The organism is Methylomonas sp. Kb3 (genome assembly GCF_002834115.1).
GTDB lineage: Bacteria > Pseudomonadota > Gammaproteobacteria > Methylococcales > Methylomonadaceae > Methylomonas > Methylomonas defluvii.
Genome location: NZ_PIZT01000002.1, coordinates 209,244 through 227,388 on the forward strand (window position 1 = coordinate 209,244; position 18,145 = coordinate 227,388).

Sequence of the window (18,145 nt, forward strand, 5' to 3'; positions counted from 1 at the left end):
TCATGTCGGAAATAATCGAACTCAGCAGCACTGACCAGCAAGATGCAAAGCGGTTGGATACTAGTTTGCAGTTTTTAAGCTTTACCTTGGGCCAGGAAGAATATGGGGTAGATATTCTGCGAGTTCAGGAGATTCGCAGTTGGGAGCCGGTATCGCGAATTCCTAATGTGCCGGCTTATGAAAAAGGTGTGGTCAATCTGCGCGGTGCGATAGTGCCTATCATAGATTTACGCGAGCGATTTCAACTGGGACACAGTGATTATTCGCCTTTGACGGTCGTTGTGGTCTTGCAAGCGCACATGGCCGATAAAACCAGGATCATCGGGGTCGTGGTGGATTCAGTTTCAGACGTTGTCGATGTCAATAAAAAAAGTATCCAAAGCGCGCCGAATTTTGGTGCAAAAGTCAGTACTGAATTTATCAATGGCCTGGTTTCAGTAAATGGCCGAATGGTGATGCTGTTGGATGTAGATAAATTATTAAAACTTGATGGCCTGGATGGTGAAGATGAAAGTTAAAAAAAGAGCTGTTTATGGCTGGGTTGTAATGGAGGATATGCAATGAAACTCAATCACCCTGTGACTGATCGCGAAGTCTTAATGAAGCCAGGCACCATTTTGGTCACGCGCACCAATTTAAAAGGCATTATTACCTATGCAAACGACGCTTTTATTGAGATTAGCGGCTTTAGCAAGGATGAACTTGTGGGGGCCAATCATAATATGGTTCGTCATCCTGACATGCCGCCGGCGGCATTTGAAGATTTATGGAATTGTTTGAAGGCTGGGCGCCCGTGGACCGCACCCGTCAAAAATAGGACCAAGACCGGAGATTATTATTGGGTGGAAGCAAACGTAACGCCGGTGTTCAAGAATGGCAAAGTGCAGGAATACCTGTCGGTTCGTTACGCGCCATCCCGGGAACAAATCCAACAAGCCGAATCTTTGTATGAAAAACTAAATGCCAATAAAGCCACAATACGGCCGACGGGGATTAATGCGCTCATCAAGAAATTACTGGAATTGGGCTTGTGGAAAAAAGTGGGGATTATCTATCTGATCTTTTTGTTGCCGACGATCAATTCCATTTACGATCACTATATCGAACAAAAATACCCGGAGATGTTCCTGTTTTTGGGCTTGGCCGGATTTGCCTCAATATTGGGATATTCGGTGATTCGCAGTGTTGTAAAGGCTCTAGAGAATTCGATACGTATTTCTTATCGGATGGCGGATGAACAATTCCGGAATACTATAGATTTGGACCGTGGTGATGAAATCGGCGATTTCTATCGGGCCTTATACGGCATGCAAGTTAAATTGAATTCCGATTTGGCTTATTCCAAACAGGTAGCGTCGGAAGCGATGCGCATCAAACAGGCGCTCGACAATGTGCAGTCCTGTGTCATGGTGGCTAACAACGATTTAGACATCATCTACATGAACAAGACAGTAACCGATATGTTCCAAAATGCGGAAGCAGACATTCGCAAGCAGTTGCCTGACTTCAATGCCAGCAAACTGATGGGCGCCAACATCGATCAATTCCATAAAAAACCAGCTCACCAACGAGGCCTGTTGGCAAACCTATCCAGCACATTTAGTTCAGCGTTGGTGATTGGCGGCAGACACATGAATATCGTTGCCAATCCGGTTAAGAACGACGAAAACGAGCGTATCGGCATCGTGGTCGAGTGGTTGGATAGAACGCATGAAGTAAAAATCGAGCAGGAAATTGCCAGCATTGTGGAAGCTGTCAAAGTGGGTGAGTTGTCCAGCCGGATTGAGATGGCCGACAAACAAGGCTTTTTTGAGACGCTCAGCGAAGGCATCAACGAACTGACCGATGTGATCGAAAATGTATTCAGAGATGTTGGCAGTACCATGCAAAGTATGGCTTCTGGAGATTTGACCAATCGAATCACCAGTGATTACCAAGGGGTTTATTTAAACTGCAAAAACGATATTAATACCACCATCGATAAGCTGAACGAAATTTTCGGCCAGGTTAGCGAGTCTGCTCATTTTATTAACAACTCGTCCCAAGAAATTGCCAGCGGTAATAACAATCTATCGCAACGCGCCGAGCAACAGGCTGCGAATTTGCAGCAAACTGCCGCCAGCATGGAAGAGTTGACCAGTACTGTAAAAAATAACGCCGATAACGCTCAGCAAGCTAACGCAGTGGCCAATAACGCCAGAGAATTGGCTGAAAAAGGCGGGAATGTCGTCAAGGCGGCGGTTTCCGCCATGCAGGAAATCAACGAGAGCAGTAATAAAATCGCTGACATCATTAGCGTGATTGATGAAATTGCCTTCCAAACCAATTTGTTGGCTTTGAATGCCTCAGTGGAAGCAGCCAGAGCAGGCGAGCAAGGTAGAGGCTTTTCCGTTGTTGCCACAGAGGTGAGAAATCTGGCGCAACGCAGTGCTACTGCGGCCAGGGAGAGTAAAGAGCTGATTCAAACCAGTGTGCAAAAAGTCAGAGCAGGTACCGAGTTTGTGAACGAAACCGGTAAAGCTTTGAACGAAATTGTGGCAGGTGTGCAGAAGGTGGGGGATATCGTCGCCCAGATTGCCGATGCAAGTATTGAGCAGTCTGCGGGTATAGGGCAGGTGAATCAGGCTGTTGCGCAAATGGACGAAATCACCCAACAAAACGCGGCCTTAGCCGAAGAAGCATCTGCCGCCAGTGTTTCAATGAGCGACTTGTCGACGAATATGGTCGAGATGTTGGCGTTTTTCAAAACAGAAAAAAAATCCGGGCAGCAAAAAGTCGTTCATCAAGCCGATAGTGCCAGTGTTGTTCGTGCAGAGGCCAATAGAATGGCATCATCGCCAGCGGTTCGTCAGCCGAGTAGTTTTAAGCAAACCTCACAAGCCGACGACGAGTGGCAGGATTTTTAGCGGAGTTGCTTGATTGACCAAACCATTAGATAGGGAATAGCCGCCATGACAGCCGATTTAGAATCCAATCAGCACGTTGAGCAATTTCTGACTTTCGAGTTGGAAGGCGAGGCATATGGCATCGAAATTTTGAAAGTCCAAGAAATTAGAGGCTGGGAGCCCATTAGAAAAATTCCCAATACCCCTGATTTTGTAAAAGGTGCGTTAAATTTGCGCGGTTCCATAGTGCCGATTGTCGATCTGCGCGAACGTTTTCAGATGCAAAAAGTGGAATATACCCCGGTGACGGTCGTTATTGTGATGAGTGTCAATACTGCTTCCGGTACTTCGGTGATGGGCATCGTCGCTGATGCCGTATCCGACGTGTTGGATATTAAGTTGTCCGATATAAAAGAAGCGCCGAATTTGGGGTCGAAAATCAATACTCAATATATGCGCGGCATGTTCGTCGGCAAGAAAAATATGGTGATGTTATTGGATGTCGATAAGCTTTTAAATCCGGAAGAGTTTGTCGGTATTGCCGGGCTTGCTGCTATTGCCGGGCTTGCTGCTATTGCCGAGGGTAAATGAGCGCGAGGATTGTAGCGGTCCTTAACCAGAAAGGCGGGGTAGGAAAAACCACCACTTCGGTCAATTTGACCCACGCTCTAGCTAAACTCGGTAAGAAAATTACAGTGATAGACTTTGATCCGCAGAGTCATTTGGCCGTTTCGCTAGGTTCCGTAGATACGCAAACAAGTGGGATTGATAAGGTTTTGTTGGAAGGGGCGAGTCTCGCGGAGCAATCAATTCCGGTTAGAAAGAATCTGAATTTGGTGGTTGCCGGTCCAAGATTGCAGGAAATTGAGCAATTGACGGATGGTGGAGCCAGACGTGGCGATCTGCTTCGCAGAGCTTTGCTTGACGGCAATCGCGATGAAGATTTTATCTTTATCGATTGTCCCCCTTCTTCCGGGGTATTGGTGGCCAATGCCTTGTTTGCCGCCGATGAAATATTGGTGCCGATGACCAGTGATTATTTGGCATTGCAAGGCTTGTCGCATTTGGTGGGAACCATCAGGAAATTTGAAAGTGCTTTGAAAAGGCCCTACAAATTTTCCCTGGTCATGTCCAGGTATATTCCGGCCAGACGCATGTCAAAGGAGGTATTGAGTGTCATACAAAAATACTTCCCTGGGCAAATTTTGGCGACCACCATTCGGGAAACGGCTTTACTTGCAGAGTGCCCTAGTTTTGGTAAAACCATTTTTGAATATCGCCCGGGCTGCCGTTCCGCACGAGATTTTATGGCACTTGCCGAAGACTTTTTAGAAGGGAGGATGATGTAATGGCGGAACAAAATGAAGATAGTTTGATCGGTTACGATCCTCTGGCCTGGATGCATCGATCAGATTTCAATTACGACTCACAAAAAGCCCAAGTTAGTGAAGCGGAAGCGGACAGTTCGACAGAACTTGCGAGCTCGACAGAAACAGCGTCAAACCTTGAGGCAGACTTGGATCAATCGCCGGCCGACGCCTCTGAGCCATACGCCTCTCAAAGTGAGCGAGCGGTTTTGGTATTGGATCCGGTATTGAATATTCAAAATGTCGCGGCTCTCCACCAGCGCTTAACGCAGATGCTCAGCAATTTTGAGGCTATCGATATCGACGCTTCCGGCGTGACGATGATAGATACCGCAACTCTGCAACTGTTATTGATTTTAAAGCAGACTGCAATTGGCTTGCAGAAATCCGTTTCTATCGATTTTCCTTCCGATAAGTTTATTGAAGCCTCGGAGTTGTTGGGGATTGCCGAAATGTTGGAAGTTGATCAGGCTGCATCCGGCTTTTTTTGATGGGGTACTACCCGAATATACAAAATGAAAGAAAAAGCGCGCGAGTTTGAATATACCCAAGCAGATTTTGACGTTCTAAGGAAAATATCCAACCAATATTCCGGAATCTTGGTGCCGGACGATAAATTCGATATGTTTTATTCGAGGTTGTCGAAACGGGTCCGCATGCTGGGCTTCACCAGCTTCAAACAGTATTGTCATTATTTGAAAAACAACCCGGATGCTGAGTTTACTGAATTTATTAATGCTGTCACCACTAACCTCACTTCTTTTTTTCGCGAAAATCACCACTTTGAATATTTAAGCAAGACGGTTGTACCGGGCTTGCTTAAAAAACATGCCGGGACTAAACAGATTAAAGTTTGGTCCGCAGGTTGCTCAACAGGTGAGGAGCCTTATTCTTTGGCGATGACCTTGAAGGAAAGCGTTCCGGCTGATTGGACTATCAATATTCTGGCTACCGATCTTGATACGAATGTTTTGGCCACCGCCGCAGCCGGTATTTACATGGCTGACCGCGTGACAGGAATAGCCGAGCAACGCCTTAAGCGCTGGTTTCAAAAAGGTGTCGGTGGACAAGCGAACAAGGTGCGCGTTAAACCGGAATTGAAAGAATTGATAGAGTTTAAACAATTGAATTTGATGCAGGAGTGGCCCTTGAAAGGGTATTTTGATTTTATTTTTTGCCGAAATGTTTTGATCTATTTTGATCGGGAAACCAAGGCGATGTTAGCGAATCGTTACTGCGGCTTATTGGAAGAGGGTTCATATTTATTCATTGGACATTCAGAATCCTTGCATCAGCTCGATACCGGATTCAGTTTGATAGGTAACACCATCTACAGGAAGTCGATTAAGTGAGTCATGTGCGACATGTGGAAAGACCGCTTATCGCCGGATTCGAAAACGTCAATCGATATTGGGATCAAGAAAATCAAATAGTGGCGGCAAAATTAATGCCCGGTGATTACTACGTCACCAAACAGGATGAAATGATTACGACTGTGCTGGGTTCTTGCGTGGCAGCCTGTATCAGGGATGTGGTGACCGGCGTGGGGGGTATGAATCATTTCATGTTGCCGGAGACCAGTAAAAGTCGCTTGAATGCCAGAGACGAAGCTGTCGTTGGCAATGCTTTTCGCTATGGCAATTACGCGATGGAACATTTGATCAACGCTATTTTGCAAAATGGCGGTAAGCGTAAAAACCTGGAAGTTAAGCTGTTCGGCGGCGGCAAAATCATTGCTACCCTGGGTGATGTGGGGGCCAGAAACATTCAATTCGTTTTGGACTATGTGGACACTGAAGCGTTGAATCTGGTTTCTCATGATTTGGGCGATATTTATCCGCGTAAGGTGAATTTCTTTCCGCATACCGGACGGGTCAGAATGAAAAAAATTAAAGATTTACACAACCAAACTATCTTCCTGCGCGAGAAGCAATATAGTTCCAGTATCAAGGACGCACCGGTTGAAGGTAGCGTAGAGCTATTTTAGGAAACCAGGATGACAAAAATTAAGCTATTGATTGTTGACGACTCGGCATTAATTCGCCAAATGTTGACGCAAATTTTTAATGAGGCAGGCGATATCGAAGTTGTCGGCACGGCCAGTGATCCGATTATTGCCCGGGAAAAAATAAAGGCCTTGAATCCCGACGTATTAACACTGGATGTAGAAATGCCGCGTATGGATGGTCTGACATTTTTACGTAATTTGATGCGTTTACGACCGATGCCGGTGGTCATGATTTCAACGTTGACCGAAAAAGGCGCCGAAGTGACCCTTGATGCGTTAGCGCTCGGTGCGGTTGATTTTGTGGCAAAACCAAAAATCGATGTCTCCCATGGCTTACGAGCCTATGCCGATGAGATTATCGGTAAAATCAGGATGGCCGCTCAAGCAAAAGTCAAAGCTTTGGAAACCAATCGGGTTAATGTCCCAGCTCTTAATTCAGTGAATGAGAATGCAGCCAGTACGATGAAAAAGCATTTCAAAACGACTCATAAAATTGTGGCGTTGGGTTCTTCAACGGGCGGCACCGAAGCGGTCAAGGAACTGGTAAAAAGCCTGCCCAGGACGGCGCCGGCGATTGTCATTACCCAACATTTACCGCTCGCCTTCAGCGCTTCGTTTGCCAAACATGTTAACGAGGCCACTGAGATGACTGCTTGCGTGGCTAGCGATGGGCAGCTGATATTGCCCGGAAATATCTATATAGCGCCAGGTGATCAACATTTAATGGTTGTGAGAGATGGTGCTCGTTATGCGTGCCGCCTTGATGATGGTCCACCTGTCAACAGACATAAGCCTTCCGTGGATGTCCTGTTTCGATCAGTTGCCGAGAATGTGGGTAGCAATGCGGTTGGGGTTATGTTGACGGGCATGGGGGCGGATGGCGCCAGAGCCATGCTTGAGATGCGCGAGGCCGGGGCCGTCAACATAGTGCAGGATGAAGCATCCAGTATCGTTTGGGGCATGCCCGGCGAGGCCTACAAACTGGGAGCCGCGCATCATGTGTTATCCTTGGGGAAAATAGCGGAAAAAATCCTGGCCCTGGTGGATTGAAAATATGTTGCAGTTCCTAAAAGATAACGCGCTTCTGGTTTTATTCACGCTGGTAGTTTTGTTATTGCCGTTGCTTTCGTCCAACGCGCTGGTTTATTGGCTAGTCGCCCCCATCGCAACGATGTTGTGGATGGTCAAAGCATTTCGTGCGCAACGTGCGCAAGTGTCAGCCTCGACAAACAGCAAGGGTCTAAGCGAAGCCGAGTTGGTGCGCGCGATTGATGACTATTTACTGCATTTGAAAGATTGTATCGACCAAGAAGCCTCCTATTTTCGCGCGGAATTGGAACAGCTCAAATCCATGCTTGCCGATGCGGTGACTACGATGTCCAACAGCTTCAATAGCTTGGCTAGTTTGACGTCCGGGCAGTCATCGATAGTATATTCGTTGGTAGCTGATCTGGAAGGAAGTACTGACAAAGGGCGCAGTACTCTAAATTTCACGAGTTTTGCTCAGGAAACCGATGATGTCCTGCAGTTTTTTATCGACCATATTCTGCAAATCAGTAAGCAGAGCATGGAAATGGTCGCGGTCATCAATGATGTTGGGGGCCATATGGCTCATGTCGAGAAACTATTGGGCGATGTGCAGAAGATTGCCGATCAAACCAATTTGTTGGCTCTGAATGCCGCCATAGAAGCAGCCAGGGCGGGAGAAGCCGGTCGAGGCTTTGCAGTGGTTGCGGGAGAAGTGCGGAATCTTTCAAAAAACTCCGATAAGTTCAGCGAGGAAATTAAGCGCGTGGTGAAGGCCTCCAAGGATAATATCCGCGAAGCGCAAACCATGATCGAAATAATGGCCTCCAAAGACATGAATGTGGCGATTAGTTCCAAAGCCAGTATCGACAAGATGATGGATGATATCGCCATCATTAATGCCAATATCTCCAACAATGTCGGCGAAATTTCCCAACTGACCAATCAAATCGAGTTCAATGTGGGTAATGCGGTGAGAGGTCTGCAATTTGAGGATATGGCCCGGCAATTGATTGAATACTTACAATTCAATTTAGAACATTTCGGTTCGCTATCCGACGAGGTCAGTATAGGTTTGGGGGTATTTAAAACCGGTGGCGGCACGGATTGGCGTGACCAATTACGGCAAGGCTCGGATCGCTTGAAAATCATGAAGCAACAGTGGCAAGTCAGAAAATCGCACATTGTGTCGCAATCTTCCATGGAAGAAGGCGATGTGGATCTGTTTTAGGCTAAAGGTAAGAGATGACATGAAAATTTGTGAGGTTAAAGAATATGGGTATTGATGCACGTGTTGATGCGGGAGTGCTGTCGATTAAAATAAGCGGCCGGTTCGATTTCGGCGTGCACAACGAGTTTCGCGAAGCCACCAAGCTGGTTGAAAGTGGTGTGAAGTTGATAGAAGTGGATTTGATCGGTACCGAATACTTAGATAGCTCCGCCCTTGGCATGCTGTTAGTTCTGCGAGATAAGATGGCGGGTGACAAGTCGGCAATACGGATTAAAAATTCGCGTACCGAAGTTAAAAAAATTTTGGAAATCGCTAATTTTGATAAATTATTTACACTGTCCTGAGCAATCCCGCTTTTTTATATAACCTAATGGCGCGATCAAACCGACAACGGTTTGCGTAGACGCCAACAATCCATGAACCAGCAGACTGACTTTTCCAGTTCCGATTTCATTAGAAATTTTTTCCAGCGATTTCTACCCAATTCCCAAGTTGTTTCCCTAGCCATAGTTTTGCTGGGCGGCTTTTTATTGATATACGGCTTGCTGGATTTGCTGATGCCGGTCTTTGTGGCGATTGTGTTGGCGTATCTACTGGAAGGGCTGGTGGTTAAAGCCGAACAGCGTCAACTCGGTCGTTTGATTTCGGTGCATCTCGTATTCTTTGCGTTTATGGCTGTGCTGGGTTTTGTGTTGTTCGTGCTGGTGCCGATAGTGTCCGAGCAAACCGTGCAACTGGTGCAACACATACCGGAGATTGTTTCCAGTACCCAAGCCGAAATCATGCGCTTCCCTGAACGCCATCCGGAACTGATTTCGGAAGTCCGGATTCGCGAAATCATGTTCTCCATTCAGCAAGACTTGCTCAAGTATGGTCAGGATTTGATCTCCGGCTCCGCCCAATCGTTTGTCGGCTTGGTGGCGGTGATCATTTACTTGTTTTTGGTGCCGTTGATGGTGTTTTTCTTTCTGAAAGATAAACAGGTTTTATTGGGCTGGTTTGTACAGTTTCTACCAAGGGATACCAGTCTTAGCCTGCGAGTGTGGCATGAAGTCGATAGGCAAATAGCCAATTACGTTAGAGGCAAATTTCTCGAAGTGTTTATCCTGTGGGCGATCAGTTACATAGTCTTCTGGTTGTTGGGTTTGAATTATGCGATGTTGCTTGCGGTACTGATGGGCTTGTCTGTGGTGATTCCTTATGTCGGCGCGACATTAGTCACTTTTCCGGTATTGGCGGTGGCTTATGTGCAGTGGGGCGTGGGCGGCAGTGATCATTTTATGTATGTGTTTATTGCCTATTCAGTGATTCAGGCGCTGGATGGTGTCATATTGGTGCCGCTGCTGTTCTCCGAAGCCGTGAATTTGCATCCTATTGCAATTATTGTTGCCATCCTGTTTTTTGGCGGCTTGTGGGGTTTTTGGGGGGTATTTTTTGCGATACCCTTGGCCACGCTGGTTAAAGCGGTATTAATGGCGTGGCCAAAGGCTGAGATCAGTCAAGCATCGGCTTGATGGCTTTACAAATTATCGGATGCAAAATCCGCCAGGCGCGAACGCTCGCCACGCCGCAAAGTAATGTGGGCGCTATTCGGCCAAGATTTGAAACGGTCAACCACGTAGGTCAAACCGGAGCTGGTTGCCGTTAGATACGGCGTATCGATTTGTGCCAGATTGCCGATACAGATGATCTTAGTGCCAGGCCCCGCACGGGTAATCAAGGTTTTCATCTGTTTGGGCGTCAGGTTTTGTGCCTCGTCGATAATCAGGTAGCGGTTCAGAAAAGTCCGGCCACGCATAAAGTTCAGCGAACGAATTTTTACCCGGTTCATCATGACGTTTTGCGACGCGCCTTGTTCCCATTCGGTCGTGCCCGAGCGGCTGCCCAGCAACTCCAGGTTATCCATCAACGCCCCCATCCACGGCGCCATTTTTTCCTCTTCCGTACCCGGTAAAAAGCCAATGTCCTCGCCGACCGGCATGGTCTCCCGTGTCATGATAATTTCCAAATAGGCTTTGCTTTCCAGAGTCAAAGACAGGCCGGCTGCCAGTGCCAGCAAGGTTTTACCGGTGCCGGCAGAGCCTATTAACGTCACGAAGTCCACGTTTGGGTCGAGCAGGGCATTCAACGCAAAATTTTGCTCGCGGTTTTTGGCGGAAATCCCCCAGATGCTATTGTGTTTGGTCCGATAATCGCGGGCCAATTGCAACACAGCCGTGTCGCCTTCGCGGCTTTTTACGATGGCTTCGAAGTTATCTTCGCCTTCCATATACAGATATTGGTTGGGATACCATTCGGCCACCAGCGGACCATTCACGCGGTAGTATGTGTGGTCGTTTTCCTGCCACGATTCCATCTTACCGCCGTGTTCCTCCCAGAAGTCGCTGTCCAGCGGCATCGTGCCGGTGTAGAGCAGGTCTATATCTTCGATGGTTTGATCGTTATGGTAATCCTCGGCAGTAATCTGTAGCGCGGCTGCTTTGATGCGCATATTGATGTCTTTGGAGACCAGGATTACATTCACATCCGGGTATTCCTTACCCAAGGCCAACACGATACTGAGGATAGAATTATCGGCAATCTGTCCAGGTAGGTCGGCAGGGAGTAGATGCGACAATTGCCGGGTTTGAAAATACAGACGGCCGTCGAATTCTCGCTCGCCGTTCCGAGCATAATCGATGCGCGACAGCGGTAAGCCGGCGTTGATGGTTTGTTGATCGGCATCGCGGATTAATTCGTCCAAAAACCGGCTAACTTGGCGGACGTTGCGCGATACGTCGGATAAGCCTTTTTTGGCGTGATCCAATTCCTCCAGCACCACCATCGGAATGAAAATATTATGTTCTTGAAAGCGAAAAATGGACGTTGGGTCGTGCATCAGTACGTTGGTGTCCAACACGAACAATTTTTTGCCGGCGGATTGAATATTCATATTATCCTTGTAAAAAGCGTGGAAAAGCGGTTTCAACGCAAACCCGGTGCTGCGCTAAAGGTATTTCTACTCCAAGTGTAGAGTTATCGTCAACCGAGCTATCGCTTGCCCTGTGCCCGATAAGCGTTGCTACCCTATGCAAAAGAGTAGTGCGATTTCACCGTCAATTCCGGGTTTTTTAAAAATACCGGTGCCAATAATCGACTAATCTCCAGTTTCTCTATACTTAAGCCGTCGTCATTGCTTTTGTATAGTCGGTTACAATAGGGCGCATATGTCGCGACAACTTAATTTGTATCGGTATTTTTAGGATAGTTATTTATGACACTTTCACCATCAAGCCAGCCAGACTTGGGTTGGAGCCAGATTAGGGAAACCATCAAGCTGTTGACCGTTTCGGTTGCTCAGGTTGAGGGCAGCATGAAAGCCGGCGACGAGTCGGTCTCAGCCTTGGCCGACTCGTTTACCGGTATGGTTGAAGATATGAAAAATATTCATAAGTTACTGAGTAGTTTTCAGCAGAGCGAGAGCCGCGACCAGGCTCTGGCGCATTGCGAGGCGACCCAGGATAAAATCTATTCGGCGATTGTGGCGTTCCAGTTTTATGATCGCCTGCAGCAATGCTTGCAACACGTGTCCAACAATCTAAAAGGTTTGTCGGTCATCATCGATACGCCGCAGAGGTTATATAATCCTGCCGAATGGTATAAGTTTCAGGAAAGCATTCGCAACCAGTACACTATGGAATCTGAAAAAGTGATGTTTGATGCTATCCATCAGGGCAAAAGCGTCGATGAAGCGCTAGCCTTGTTTCAACAAGCAAATCGGCAAAGCGACGACGATGAAATCGAACTGTTTTAATTTTACTTGGCTACTCAAATCGTAAATGAAAAAAAAATCTCTGTTAATTTTGTGCCCTCTGTTACTGATATTAACGGCGTGTAGTAATCCTGGCTCAGAACCACCGGTGGCCGGCAGCGTACCGGCCAAAAAAGCCCCGGCTAAAAAATCAGCGGCAAACAAAGCTCCCGCAACTACGGCTAAAAAACCGGTGTCTAGTCCCGATACCGCCACCTATCCTATCGAAAGTGTCAGCAATAACTTTAAAGATGAACCGAATCTGCCGGCCTTTCGCGCCGAGCCGTTGATGCCGCCGGCCGATATTCCGCCGCCTGCGCCAGCCAGTCCGGCTCTGACTGCACCCGCTCCGGCGGCGGTGGCTACAGCAACTGCGCCGGCACCAAGGTTTGTTATAGAAGACGCGCGCATCCCCAGCGGCACGCCGCCGGCGGTGGTGGCTTTAATTAGCGAGTCAGACCGCAGCCGTAATAGTGGCGACCTGGATGCTGCAGTGGTCGTGATGGAACGGGCGCTACGCATCGATTCACGCAACCCCACGCTGACTTACAAGCTGGCGCAGCTCAGAATCAAGCAAAATAAACCGCAACTTGCCGAAGAATTGGCCGGCAAGGCCGCTCTGTTGGCGGGTGGTGATCTGGATCTGAAGCGCAAAAGCTGGTTGTTGATCGCCGAAGCCCGGCAAATGCAGCAAAATGCCCAAGGGGCCAGAGAAGCTAAAGCCAAGGCGGACAGCTTTTTCGGTCGCTAGTGGTTGACAGTTCCAAGACGGCGCTTGCCGGCGCCGCCAGCAAATTGGCCGATGTTTTTGGCGACGGCGGCGCCTTAGCCGAGGTTATCAGCGGTTATTCGCCGCGCGCCGCGCAGATCGAGATGGCCGAAAAAATCGCCTACGCCATCGAGTCCCAGCAAAACCTGATTGCCGAGGCCGGCACCGGCACCGGCAAAACCTTTGCCTATCTGATTCCCGCCATTCTGTCCGGCAAGAAAGTCATCGTTTCCACCGGCACCAAAAATCTGCAAGATCAATTGTTCAACAAGGATTTGCCGGTAATCCGCAAAGCCTTGAGCAAACGGCCGTTTAAAGCCAGTTTGTTAAAAGGCCGCGCTAATTATTTGTGCACGTATCGACTGGAACAGGCCTTGAATTCCGCGTTCGGCTACAGCCAGGAAGATGCGGCGGCCCTGGCGCAGATCAAAGCCTGGTCGAAACGCACCAAGGCAGGCGACGTCTCTGAAGTAGCCGATGTGCACGACGGCGATCCCGTCTGGTTTCACGCGACTTCGACCACCGACAATTGTTTGGGTCAAAATTGCCCCGATTATGCCGACTGTTTTCTCACTAAAGCCCGCAAACAGGCTCAAGAGGCTGAAATCGTCGTCGTCAATCATCATCTGCTGTGCGCCGACTGGTCGATTCGTGAAACCGGTTTCGGTGAATTATTGCCCGATGCCGAAGTGGTCATCATCGACGAAGCCCATCAACTGGCCGATACGGCTTCGAATTTTTTGGGAGTGACGATCAGCGGCAAACAATTGGTCGATCTGGCCGACGATAGTCTGGCCGAGTATTTCACCGATGCCAAGGATATGCCGGATTTGCGCATCGCTTGCGAAGACTTGCAACATGAAGTGAAGGATTTGCGTTTGGCGTTTGGCCTGGAACTGCGCCGCGGCGACTGGCAAGACATCGAAACCAATCCAAAAATTGCCGGCGCGTTGGAATCCTTGCAAAAGCAGCTGGCGCGCTTGACCGATCAATTGGAACGCGCCTCGGTGCGCAGCAAAGGTCTGGAATCCTGTTTCGACCGAGCCGAAGCGCTGGACGCGCAACTGGAAACCCTGATAAACGACAAGGACGGGCAGTGGATCAAATGGTACGAAACCTACAGTAAGTCATTCACCCTCAGCCGCACGCCGTTGGACATCGCCAAGGAATTTCGCAGCTTCATGGCCCGGCATAAAGCCACCTGGATTTTTACCTCGGCCACCCTGAGTGTGGCGAATAACTTCGTGCATTTTTCCAAGAATTTGGGCTTGAGCGGTGCGCTCAGCCAGAGCTGGGAGAGCCCGTTCGATTACCCGAATCAGGCCCTGTTTTACCATCCCAAAGGCCTGCCGCAGCCCAGCGATCCGGACTTTACCGACAAAATTGTCGAGTTCGCCTTGCCGGTGCTGGAAGCCAGCCGGGGCCGGGCGTTTTTCCTGTTTACCAGTCACCGCGCCTTGCAACGCGCCGCGCAATTGCTAGAAGGCAAGCTCGACCACCCCATCCTTGTGCAAGGTACCAAGTCCAAAGGCGTATTGCTGGATCAGTTCAAGGAACTGGGCAACGCAGTATTGTTGGCAACCGCCAGTTTCTGGGAGGGCGTGGACGTGCGCGGCGATGCCTTGTCCTGTGTCATCATCGATAAACTGCCGTTCGCTTCACCCGGCGATCCGGTGCTGAAAGCACGCATGAATGCGATGGAAAAGCAGGGCCGCAACCCGTTTTTCGAACATCAACTCCCCAGCGCCATCATCATGTTGCGCCAGGGTGTGGGCCGCTTGATACGCGACGTTAACGACCGCGGTGTGCTGATGGTCTGCGACCCCAGATTATTGAAGCGCTCCTACGGCCAAATGTTTTTAGATAGCGTGCCGGCGATGAAGCGCAGCCGCGAAATTGAGGATGTGCGGCGGTTTTTTGCGTTGGATGAATCACATTGAACATTGCGTAGGCCGGAATAAGCGTTAGCGTTTCCGGCATCTTGTTGACAGAGGTACAGATTTGAAATTATTGGCAGTAGAAACATCCACCGACGCCTGTTCGGCGGCTTTGTTTATCGATGGCGAGATTAGCGAAAAATTTGCCGTCGCGCCTCGCGAACATACCAAATTGATTTTACCGATGATCGACGAATTGATGGCCGATGCCCAGCTCAAACCGCAACAACTGGACGCTATCGGTTTGAGTCGCGGGCCCGGTTCGTTTACCGGTGTCAGAATTGCCTGCGGCGTGGTGCAGGGCATTGCGTATGGTGCCGATTTGCCGGTGGTGCCGGTTTCGACGTTGGCGGCAATCGCCCAAGATTTTTTTAATCGTCGCGCCGATGCTGAGCTGAGTTTTACGGCGATGGATGCACGGATGGACGAAATTTTTTGGGGTGTGTATCAACGTAACGAATTAGGTTTGGCGGAGTTATACGGCGCGGAAGCCGTGACGCCCGCCGGCGACGTGATATTTCCCGATCACGCTGGCTTTGGCGTCGGTTCCGGTTGGGGCGTTTATGCGGAGCAGTTGGGCCAGCGTTTAGCCGAGCGTGTGCTGGGCGTCGAGGTGGAAGTCTGGCCGCGCGCCGGCTGTATCGCGCAATTGGGCGCTTACGGTTTTGCCAACGGTTTGGCGGTGCCTGTCGAGCAAGCCATGCCGGTTTATCTGCGCGATAAAGTCGCCAAAAAACAATCGGAAAGATAAGCTGGTTTCTGATTTCCAGCGGCCGCTAAAACGGCCGCGCCACATTTTTAAATACCTTCTGGGGTACAATGGCCCTTTACCTAAGCCGATAGTTTTAGCCCATGGCGCAATATTTCGAAATTCACCCGAAGAACCCGCAGCCGCGCTTGATTCAACAAGCAGTCAATATATTGCGCAACGGCGGAGTCATCGCCTATCCCACTGACGCATCCTACGCGCTGGGTTGCCAGATCGGCGATAAGGCAGCCATGGATCAAATTCGCAGCCTCCGCCGGCTGGACGATAATCATAACTTCACACTGTTGTGTACCGACCTGTCACAGGTTTCCACCTTCACCAAAATGGGCAATGAAGCCCACCGCTTGATCAAAAAACTGACGCCCGGTCCGTTTACGTTTTTACTGGATGCCACACGCGAAGTGCCGCGCCGGTTGCAGCACCCCAAAAAGAAAACCATAGGCGTCAGAATCACCGACCATCCGGTAGCTCAAGCCTTGGTCGAGCAGCTTGGCGAACCATTATTGACCTCCACGTTGATGATGCCCGGCGATGAGGAGCCTTTGGCCGATCCTTACGAAATCCGCAAGCGGCTGGAAAAAGAGTTGGCCCTGGTGATAGATGTGGGCGTAATTGAATATCAACCCACTACCGTCATCGCTTGCGGCGACAAGTCGATTGACATTGTTCGACAAGGTATCGGTATTGCGCCGATGTTGGAGTAAAAAGCCATGATGGACGAATTAACCCTGGTACAACGTATCGTTGTTTGGATTTTGCCGGTGATTTTCGCGATCACCGGTCACGAGGTGGCACACGGTTGGGTGGCTAAGCAATTGGGCGATAAAACCGCCGCCGATCAAGGCCGTTTGACGCTGAATCCTCTCAAACATATTGATGTGCTGGGCACGCTGATTATTCCCGGCTTGTTACTGCTGACCTTTACCGGCTTCGTGTTCGGTTGGGCCAAGCCGGTGCCGGTCGATCCGCGCGCGTTTAAAAAGCCGCGTCAAGCCATGGCGATTGTGGCGGTAGCCGGCCCCTTGTCCAATCTATTGATGGCGGCAGCCTGGGCTTTGCTGTCTAGAATCGGCGTGATGTTGGAAATCGAATACATCTCCTTCCCGTTGATTTACAGTGGTGTCGCCGGTATCAGCATCAATTTGGTTTTGGCTTTGATCAATCTTTTGCCGATACCGCCATTGGACGGCAGCCGGATTTTGTCCGGAGTGCTATCGGATTATTGGGCCTGGCAATACAATCGTTTGGAACGGTTTGGTTTTATTTTTTTGCTGATATTACTCGCTACCGACGTGTTGCAATACTTACTGGCTTATCCGATGTACTACGCCCAACAATTATTTTTTAGTTTGGCGGGCATGTAGTTTTGAACGGAGTAGCATTACCGGTTGACGCTGCGCAGCCGCCTTTGGCGCTGGTGCAAGGCCAGCCTTATCAGGATTTACCGGAAGATCTTTATATTCCGCCGGATGCGTTGGAAGTATTTCTGGATGCGTTCGAAGGGCCGCTGGATTTGCTGTTGTATTTGATTCGCCGGCAGAATCTGGATATTCTCGACATCCCCATCGCGCAGATCACCCGGCAATATATCGCCTACATCGACATGATGGAAAACCTGCGATTGGAGCTGGCGGCCGAATATCTGGTGATGGCCGCGCTGCTGGCGGAGATCAAATCGCGGATGCTGTTGCCCAGACAGCCGGAAAGCGAGGAAGAAGAGGAAGACCCCCGAGCGTTTTTGATTCGCAAGTTGCAAGAATACGAAGCGATCAAAAAAGTGGCCGAAGAAATCGACTTACTGCCTCGAAACGAGCGCGACACCTTCGAATTTGGCGTGGACACTTCAACCGTAGACGTTAAGCAAATTTTGCCGGATGTGCAGCTCAAGGAACTGCTGCTGGCTTTCCAGGATATATTGAAGCGCGCCGAGAGGCTTACCCATCATCAAATAACCAAAGAACCCCTATCAGTCCGTGAACGAATGGCAGCCATTTTGGAAAAACTTAACGGAGCAAATCAGCTCCCTTTCGCAGCGTGTTTTGCCCGAAGTGAAGGAAAAAACGGAGTGGTTGTCGCGTTTCTTGCCATCCTTGAACTCTCCAAGGAACGCATCATCGACATCTTCCAGTCCGAACCCTACGCCGGCATCCAGGTCAGAATCCGCCTCGATAGCGGCACCGGCGACTGACTCACTGCTAGCCGAAACCGTCGTTGATGATGTTATTCCCACAGCCAAACCCAGAACGCCCCGCAAGCCGCGCATCAAACCCGAGCCGGTTACGATATTCGTGCCGGTCAAACGGAGGGCCGTTCGGTTTCCGGCTATCTGGACTAGCGAGCCGCGCGTTGCGGTTGTTCAAAGC

Annotated in this window: 19 protein-coding genes; 18 read left to right on the forward strand and 1 reads right to left on the reverse strand. The window is 49.5% G+C overall.

The genetic code is table 11. The annotated features are described in order from the left end of the window. Nucleotides 1-2: 2 nt before the first annotated feature. The 11 genes from CWO84_RS01860 to CWO84_RS01910 all read left to right on the forward strand — a co-directional run bounded on the left by CWO84_RS01860 (nucleotide 3) and on the right by CWO84_RS01910 (nucleotide 10,031). Nucleotides 3-518: a chemotaxis protein CheW gene (locus CWO84_RS01860; RefSeq protein ID WP_101051607.1), complete on the forward strand. Its 516-nt coding sequence runs from the start codon at nucleotides 3-5 to the stop codon at nucleotides 516-518. Between the two features lie 42 nt (nucleotides 519-560). Further along, nucleotides 561-2,906: a methyl-accepting chemotaxis protein gene (locus CWO84_RS01865; protein ID WP_101051608.1), complete on the forward strand. Its 2,346-nt coding sequence runs from the start codon at nucleotides 561-563 to the stop codon at nucleotides 2,904-2,906. 45 nt (nucleotides 2,907-2,951) lie between these two features. Beyond that, nucleotides 2,952-3,476: a chemotaxis protein CheW gene (locus CWO84_RS01870; protein WP_101051609.1), complete on the forward strand. Its 525-nt coding sequence runs from the start codon at nucleotides 2,952-2,954 to the stop codon at nucleotides 3,474-3,476. Further along, the gene (locus tag CWO84_RS01875; protein ID WP_033157429.1) at nucleotides 3,473-4,234 is read left to right on the forward strand and encodes a ParA family protein; all 762 of its coding nucleotides are present in this window, start codon (nucleotides 3,473-3,475) and stop codon (nucleotides 4,232-4,234) included. Before CWO84_RS01870 ends, CWO84_RS01875 begins: the two co-directional genes overlap by 4 nt. Next, on the forward strand, nucleotides 4,234-4,743 hold the full coding sequence (locus CWO84_RS01880; protein ID WP_101051610.1) for an STAS domain-containing protein: 510 nt from the start codon (nucleotides 4,234-4,236) through the stop codon (nucleotides 4,741-4,743). Before CWO84_RS01875 ends, CWO84_RS01880 begins: the two co-directional genes overlap by 1 nt. A gap of 24 nt (nucleotides 4,744-4,767) precedes the next feature. After that, the gene (locus CWO84_RS01885) at nucleotides 4,768-5,604 is read left to right on the forward strand and encodes a protein-glutamate O-methyltransferase CheR (RefSeq protein ID WP_101051611.1); all 837 of its coding nucleotides are present in this window, start codon (nucleotides 4,768-4,770) and stop codon (nucleotides 5,602-5,604) included. After that, a complete protein-coding gene (cheD, locus tag CWO84_RS01890) occupies nucleotides 5,601-6,239 on the forward strand; it encodes a chemoreceptor glutamine deamidase CheD (protein WP_101051612.1) in 639 nt (212 codons plus the stop codon). The genes CWO84_RS01885 and cheD overlap by 4 nt, the downstream gene beginning before the upstream one ends. 9 nt (nucleotides 6,240-6,248) lie before the next feature. Continuing rightward, nucleotides 6,249-7,310 carry a chemotaxis response regulator protein-glutamate methylesterase gene (locus CWO84_RS01895; protein ID WP_033157432.1) on the forward strand — a complete coding sequence of 354 codons (1,062 nt, stop codon included), beginning with the start codon at nucleotides 6,249-6,251 and terminating at the stop codon, nucleotides 7,308-7,310. A gap of 4 nt (nucleotides 7,311-7,314) precedes the next feature. Continuing rightward, nucleotides 7,315-8,517, forward strand: coding sequence for a methyl-accepting chemotaxis protein (locus tag CWO84_RS01900; RefSeq protein ID WP_101051613.1), 1,203 nt, complete (start codon nucleotides 7,315-7,317; stop codon nucleotides 8,515-8,517). Nucleotides 8,518-8,561: 44 nt separating this feature from the next. Further along, a complete protein-coding gene (locus tag CWO84_RS01905) occupies nucleotides 8,562-8,861 on the forward strand; it encodes an STAS domain-containing protein (protein WP_033157434.1) in 300 nt (99 codons plus the stop codon). 72 nt (nucleotides 8,862-8,933) lie between these two features. After that, nucleotides 8,934-10,031, forward strand: coding sequence for an AI-2E family transporter (locus tag CWO84_RS01910; protein ID WP_101051614.1), 1,098 nt, complete (start codon nucleotides 8,934-8,936; stop codon nucleotides 10,029-10,031). Between the two features lie 5 nt (nucleotides 10,032-10,036). Here the strand turns inward: CWO84_RS01910 and CWO84_RS01915 are convergent, their stop codons facing one another. Then, entirely contained in the window at nucleotides 10,037-11,449 is a 1,413-nt protein-coding gene (locus CWO84_RS01915; RefSeq protein ID WP_101051637.1) for a PhoH family protein, read from the reverse strand. Between the two features lie 321 nt (nucleotides 11,450-11,770). Here CWO84_RS01915 and CWO84_RS01920 point away from each other — a divergent pair, with 321 nt between their 5' ends. From CWO84_RS01920 to CWO84_RS01950, 7 genes are all read left to right on the forward strand, one after another. Continuing rightward, nucleotides 11,771-12,310 (forward strand): hypothetical protein, encoded by a 540-nt coding sequence (locus CWO84_RS01920; protein WP_165786253.1) that lies wholly within the window; start codon nucleotides 11,771-11,773, stop codon nucleotides 12,308-12,310. A 25-nt stretch (nucleotides 12,311-12,335) separates the two neighbouring features. Next, entirely contained in the window at nucleotides 12,336-13,058 is a 723-nt protein-coding gene (locus tag CWO84_RS01925; protein WP_101051616.1) for a tetratricopeptide repeat protein, read from the forward strand. Nucleotides 13,059-13,180: 122 nt separating this feature from the next. Continuing rightward, a complete protein-coding gene (locus CWO84_RS01930) occupies nucleotides 13,181-15,016 on the forward strand; it encodes an ATP-dependent DNA helicase (protein ID WP_240617936.1) in 1,836 nt (611 codons plus the stop codon). A 61-nt stretch (nucleotides 15,017-15,077) separates the two neighbouring features. Next, complete coding sequence (gene tsaB, locus CWO84_RS01935) at nucleotides 15,078-15,764, forward strand: tRNA (adenosine(37)-N6)-threonylcarbamoyltransferase complex dimerization subunit type 1 TsaB (protein ID WP_101051617.1); 687 nt, start codon at nucleotides 15,078-15,080, stop codon at nucleotides 15,762-15,764. A gap of 101 nt (nucleotides 15,765-15,865) precedes the next feature. Then, on the forward strand, nucleotides 15,866-16,486 hold the full coding sequence (locus CWO84_RS01940) for an L-threonylcarbamoyladenylate synthase (protein WP_101051618.1): 621 nt from the start codon (nucleotides 15,866-15,868) through the stop codon (nucleotides 16,484-16,486). A gap of 6 nt (nucleotides 16,487-16,492) precedes the next feature. After that, entirely contained in the window at nucleotides 16,493-17,146 is a 654-nt protein-coding gene (locus tag CWO84_RS01945) for a site-2 protease family protein (RefSeq protein ID WP_101051619.1), read from the forward strand. A 2-nt stretch (nucleotides 17,147-17,148) separates the two neighbouring features. Next, nucleotides 17,149-17,970 carry a ScpA family protein gene (locus CWO84_RS01950; RefSeq protein WP_101051620.1) on the forward strand — a complete coding sequence of 274 codons (822 nt, stop codon included), beginning with the start codon at nucleotides 17,149-17,151 and terminating at the stop codon, nucleotides 17,968-17,970. Nucleotides 17,971-18,145: the final 175 nt, after the last annotated feature.

Coding starts and splice junctions, on each gene's coding strand:
- CWO84_RS01860 (WP_101051607.1), top strand. CDS start 3: ATGTCGGAAATAATCGAACTCAGCAGCACTGACCAGCAAGATGCAAAG.
- CWO84_RS01865 (WP_101051608.1), top strand. CDS start 561: ATGAAACTCAATCACCCTGTGACTGATCGCGAAGTCTTAATGAAGCCA.
- CWO84_RS01870 (WP_101051609.1), top strand. CDS start 2,952: ATGACAGCCGATTTAGAATCCAATCAGCACGTTGAGCAATTTCTGACT.
- CWO84_RS01875 (WP_033157429.1), top strand. CDS start 3,473: ATGAGCGCGAGGATTGTAGCGGTCCTTAACCAGAAAGGCGGGGTAGGA.
- CWO84_RS01880 (WP_101051610.1), top strand. CDS start 4,234: ATGGCGGAACAAAATGAAGATAGTTTGATCGGTTACGATCCTCTGGCC.
- CWO84_RS01885 (WP_101051611.1), top strand. CDS start 4,768: ATGAAAGAAAAAGCGCGCGAGTTTGAATATACCCAAGCAGATTTTGAC.
- CWO84_RS01895 (WP_033157432.1), top strand. CDS start 6,249: ATGACAAAAATTAAGCTATTGATTGTTGACGACTCGGCATTAATTCGC.
- CWO84_RS01900 (WP_101051613.1), top strand. CDS start 7,315: ATGTTGCAGTTCCTAAAAGATAACGCGCTTCTGGTTTTATTCACGCTG.
- CWO84_RS01905 (WP_033157434.1), top strand. CDS start 8,562: ATGGGTATTGATGCACGTGTTGATGCGGGAGTGCTGTCGATTAAAATA.
- CWO84_RS01910 (WP_101051614.1), top strand. CDS start 8,934: ATGAACCAGCAGACTGACTTTTCCAGTTCCGATTTCATTAGAAATTTT.
- CWO84_RS01915 (WP_101051637.1), bottom strand. CDS start 11,449: ATGAATATTCAATCCGCCGGCAAAAAATTGTTCGTGTTGGACACCAAC.
- CWO84_RS01920 (WP_165786253.1), top strand. CDS start 11,771: ATGACACTTTCACCATCAAGCCAGCCAGACTTGGGTTGGAGCCAGATT.
- CWO84_RS01925 (WP_101051616.1), top strand. CDS start 12,336: ATGAAAAAAAAATCTCTGTTAATTTTGTGCCCTCTGTTACTGATATTA.
- CWO84_RS01930 (WP_240617936.1), top strand. CDS start 13,181: ATGGCCGAAAAAATCGCCTACGCCATCGAGTCCCAGCAAAACCTGATT.
- CWO84_RS01940 (WP_101051618.1), top strand. CDS start 15,866: ATGGCGCAATATTTCGAAATTCACCCGAAGAACCCGCAGCCGCGCTTG.
- CWO84_RS01945 (WP_101051619.1), top strand. CDS start 16,493: ATGATGGACGAATTAACCCTGGTACAACGTATCGTTGTTTGGATTTTG.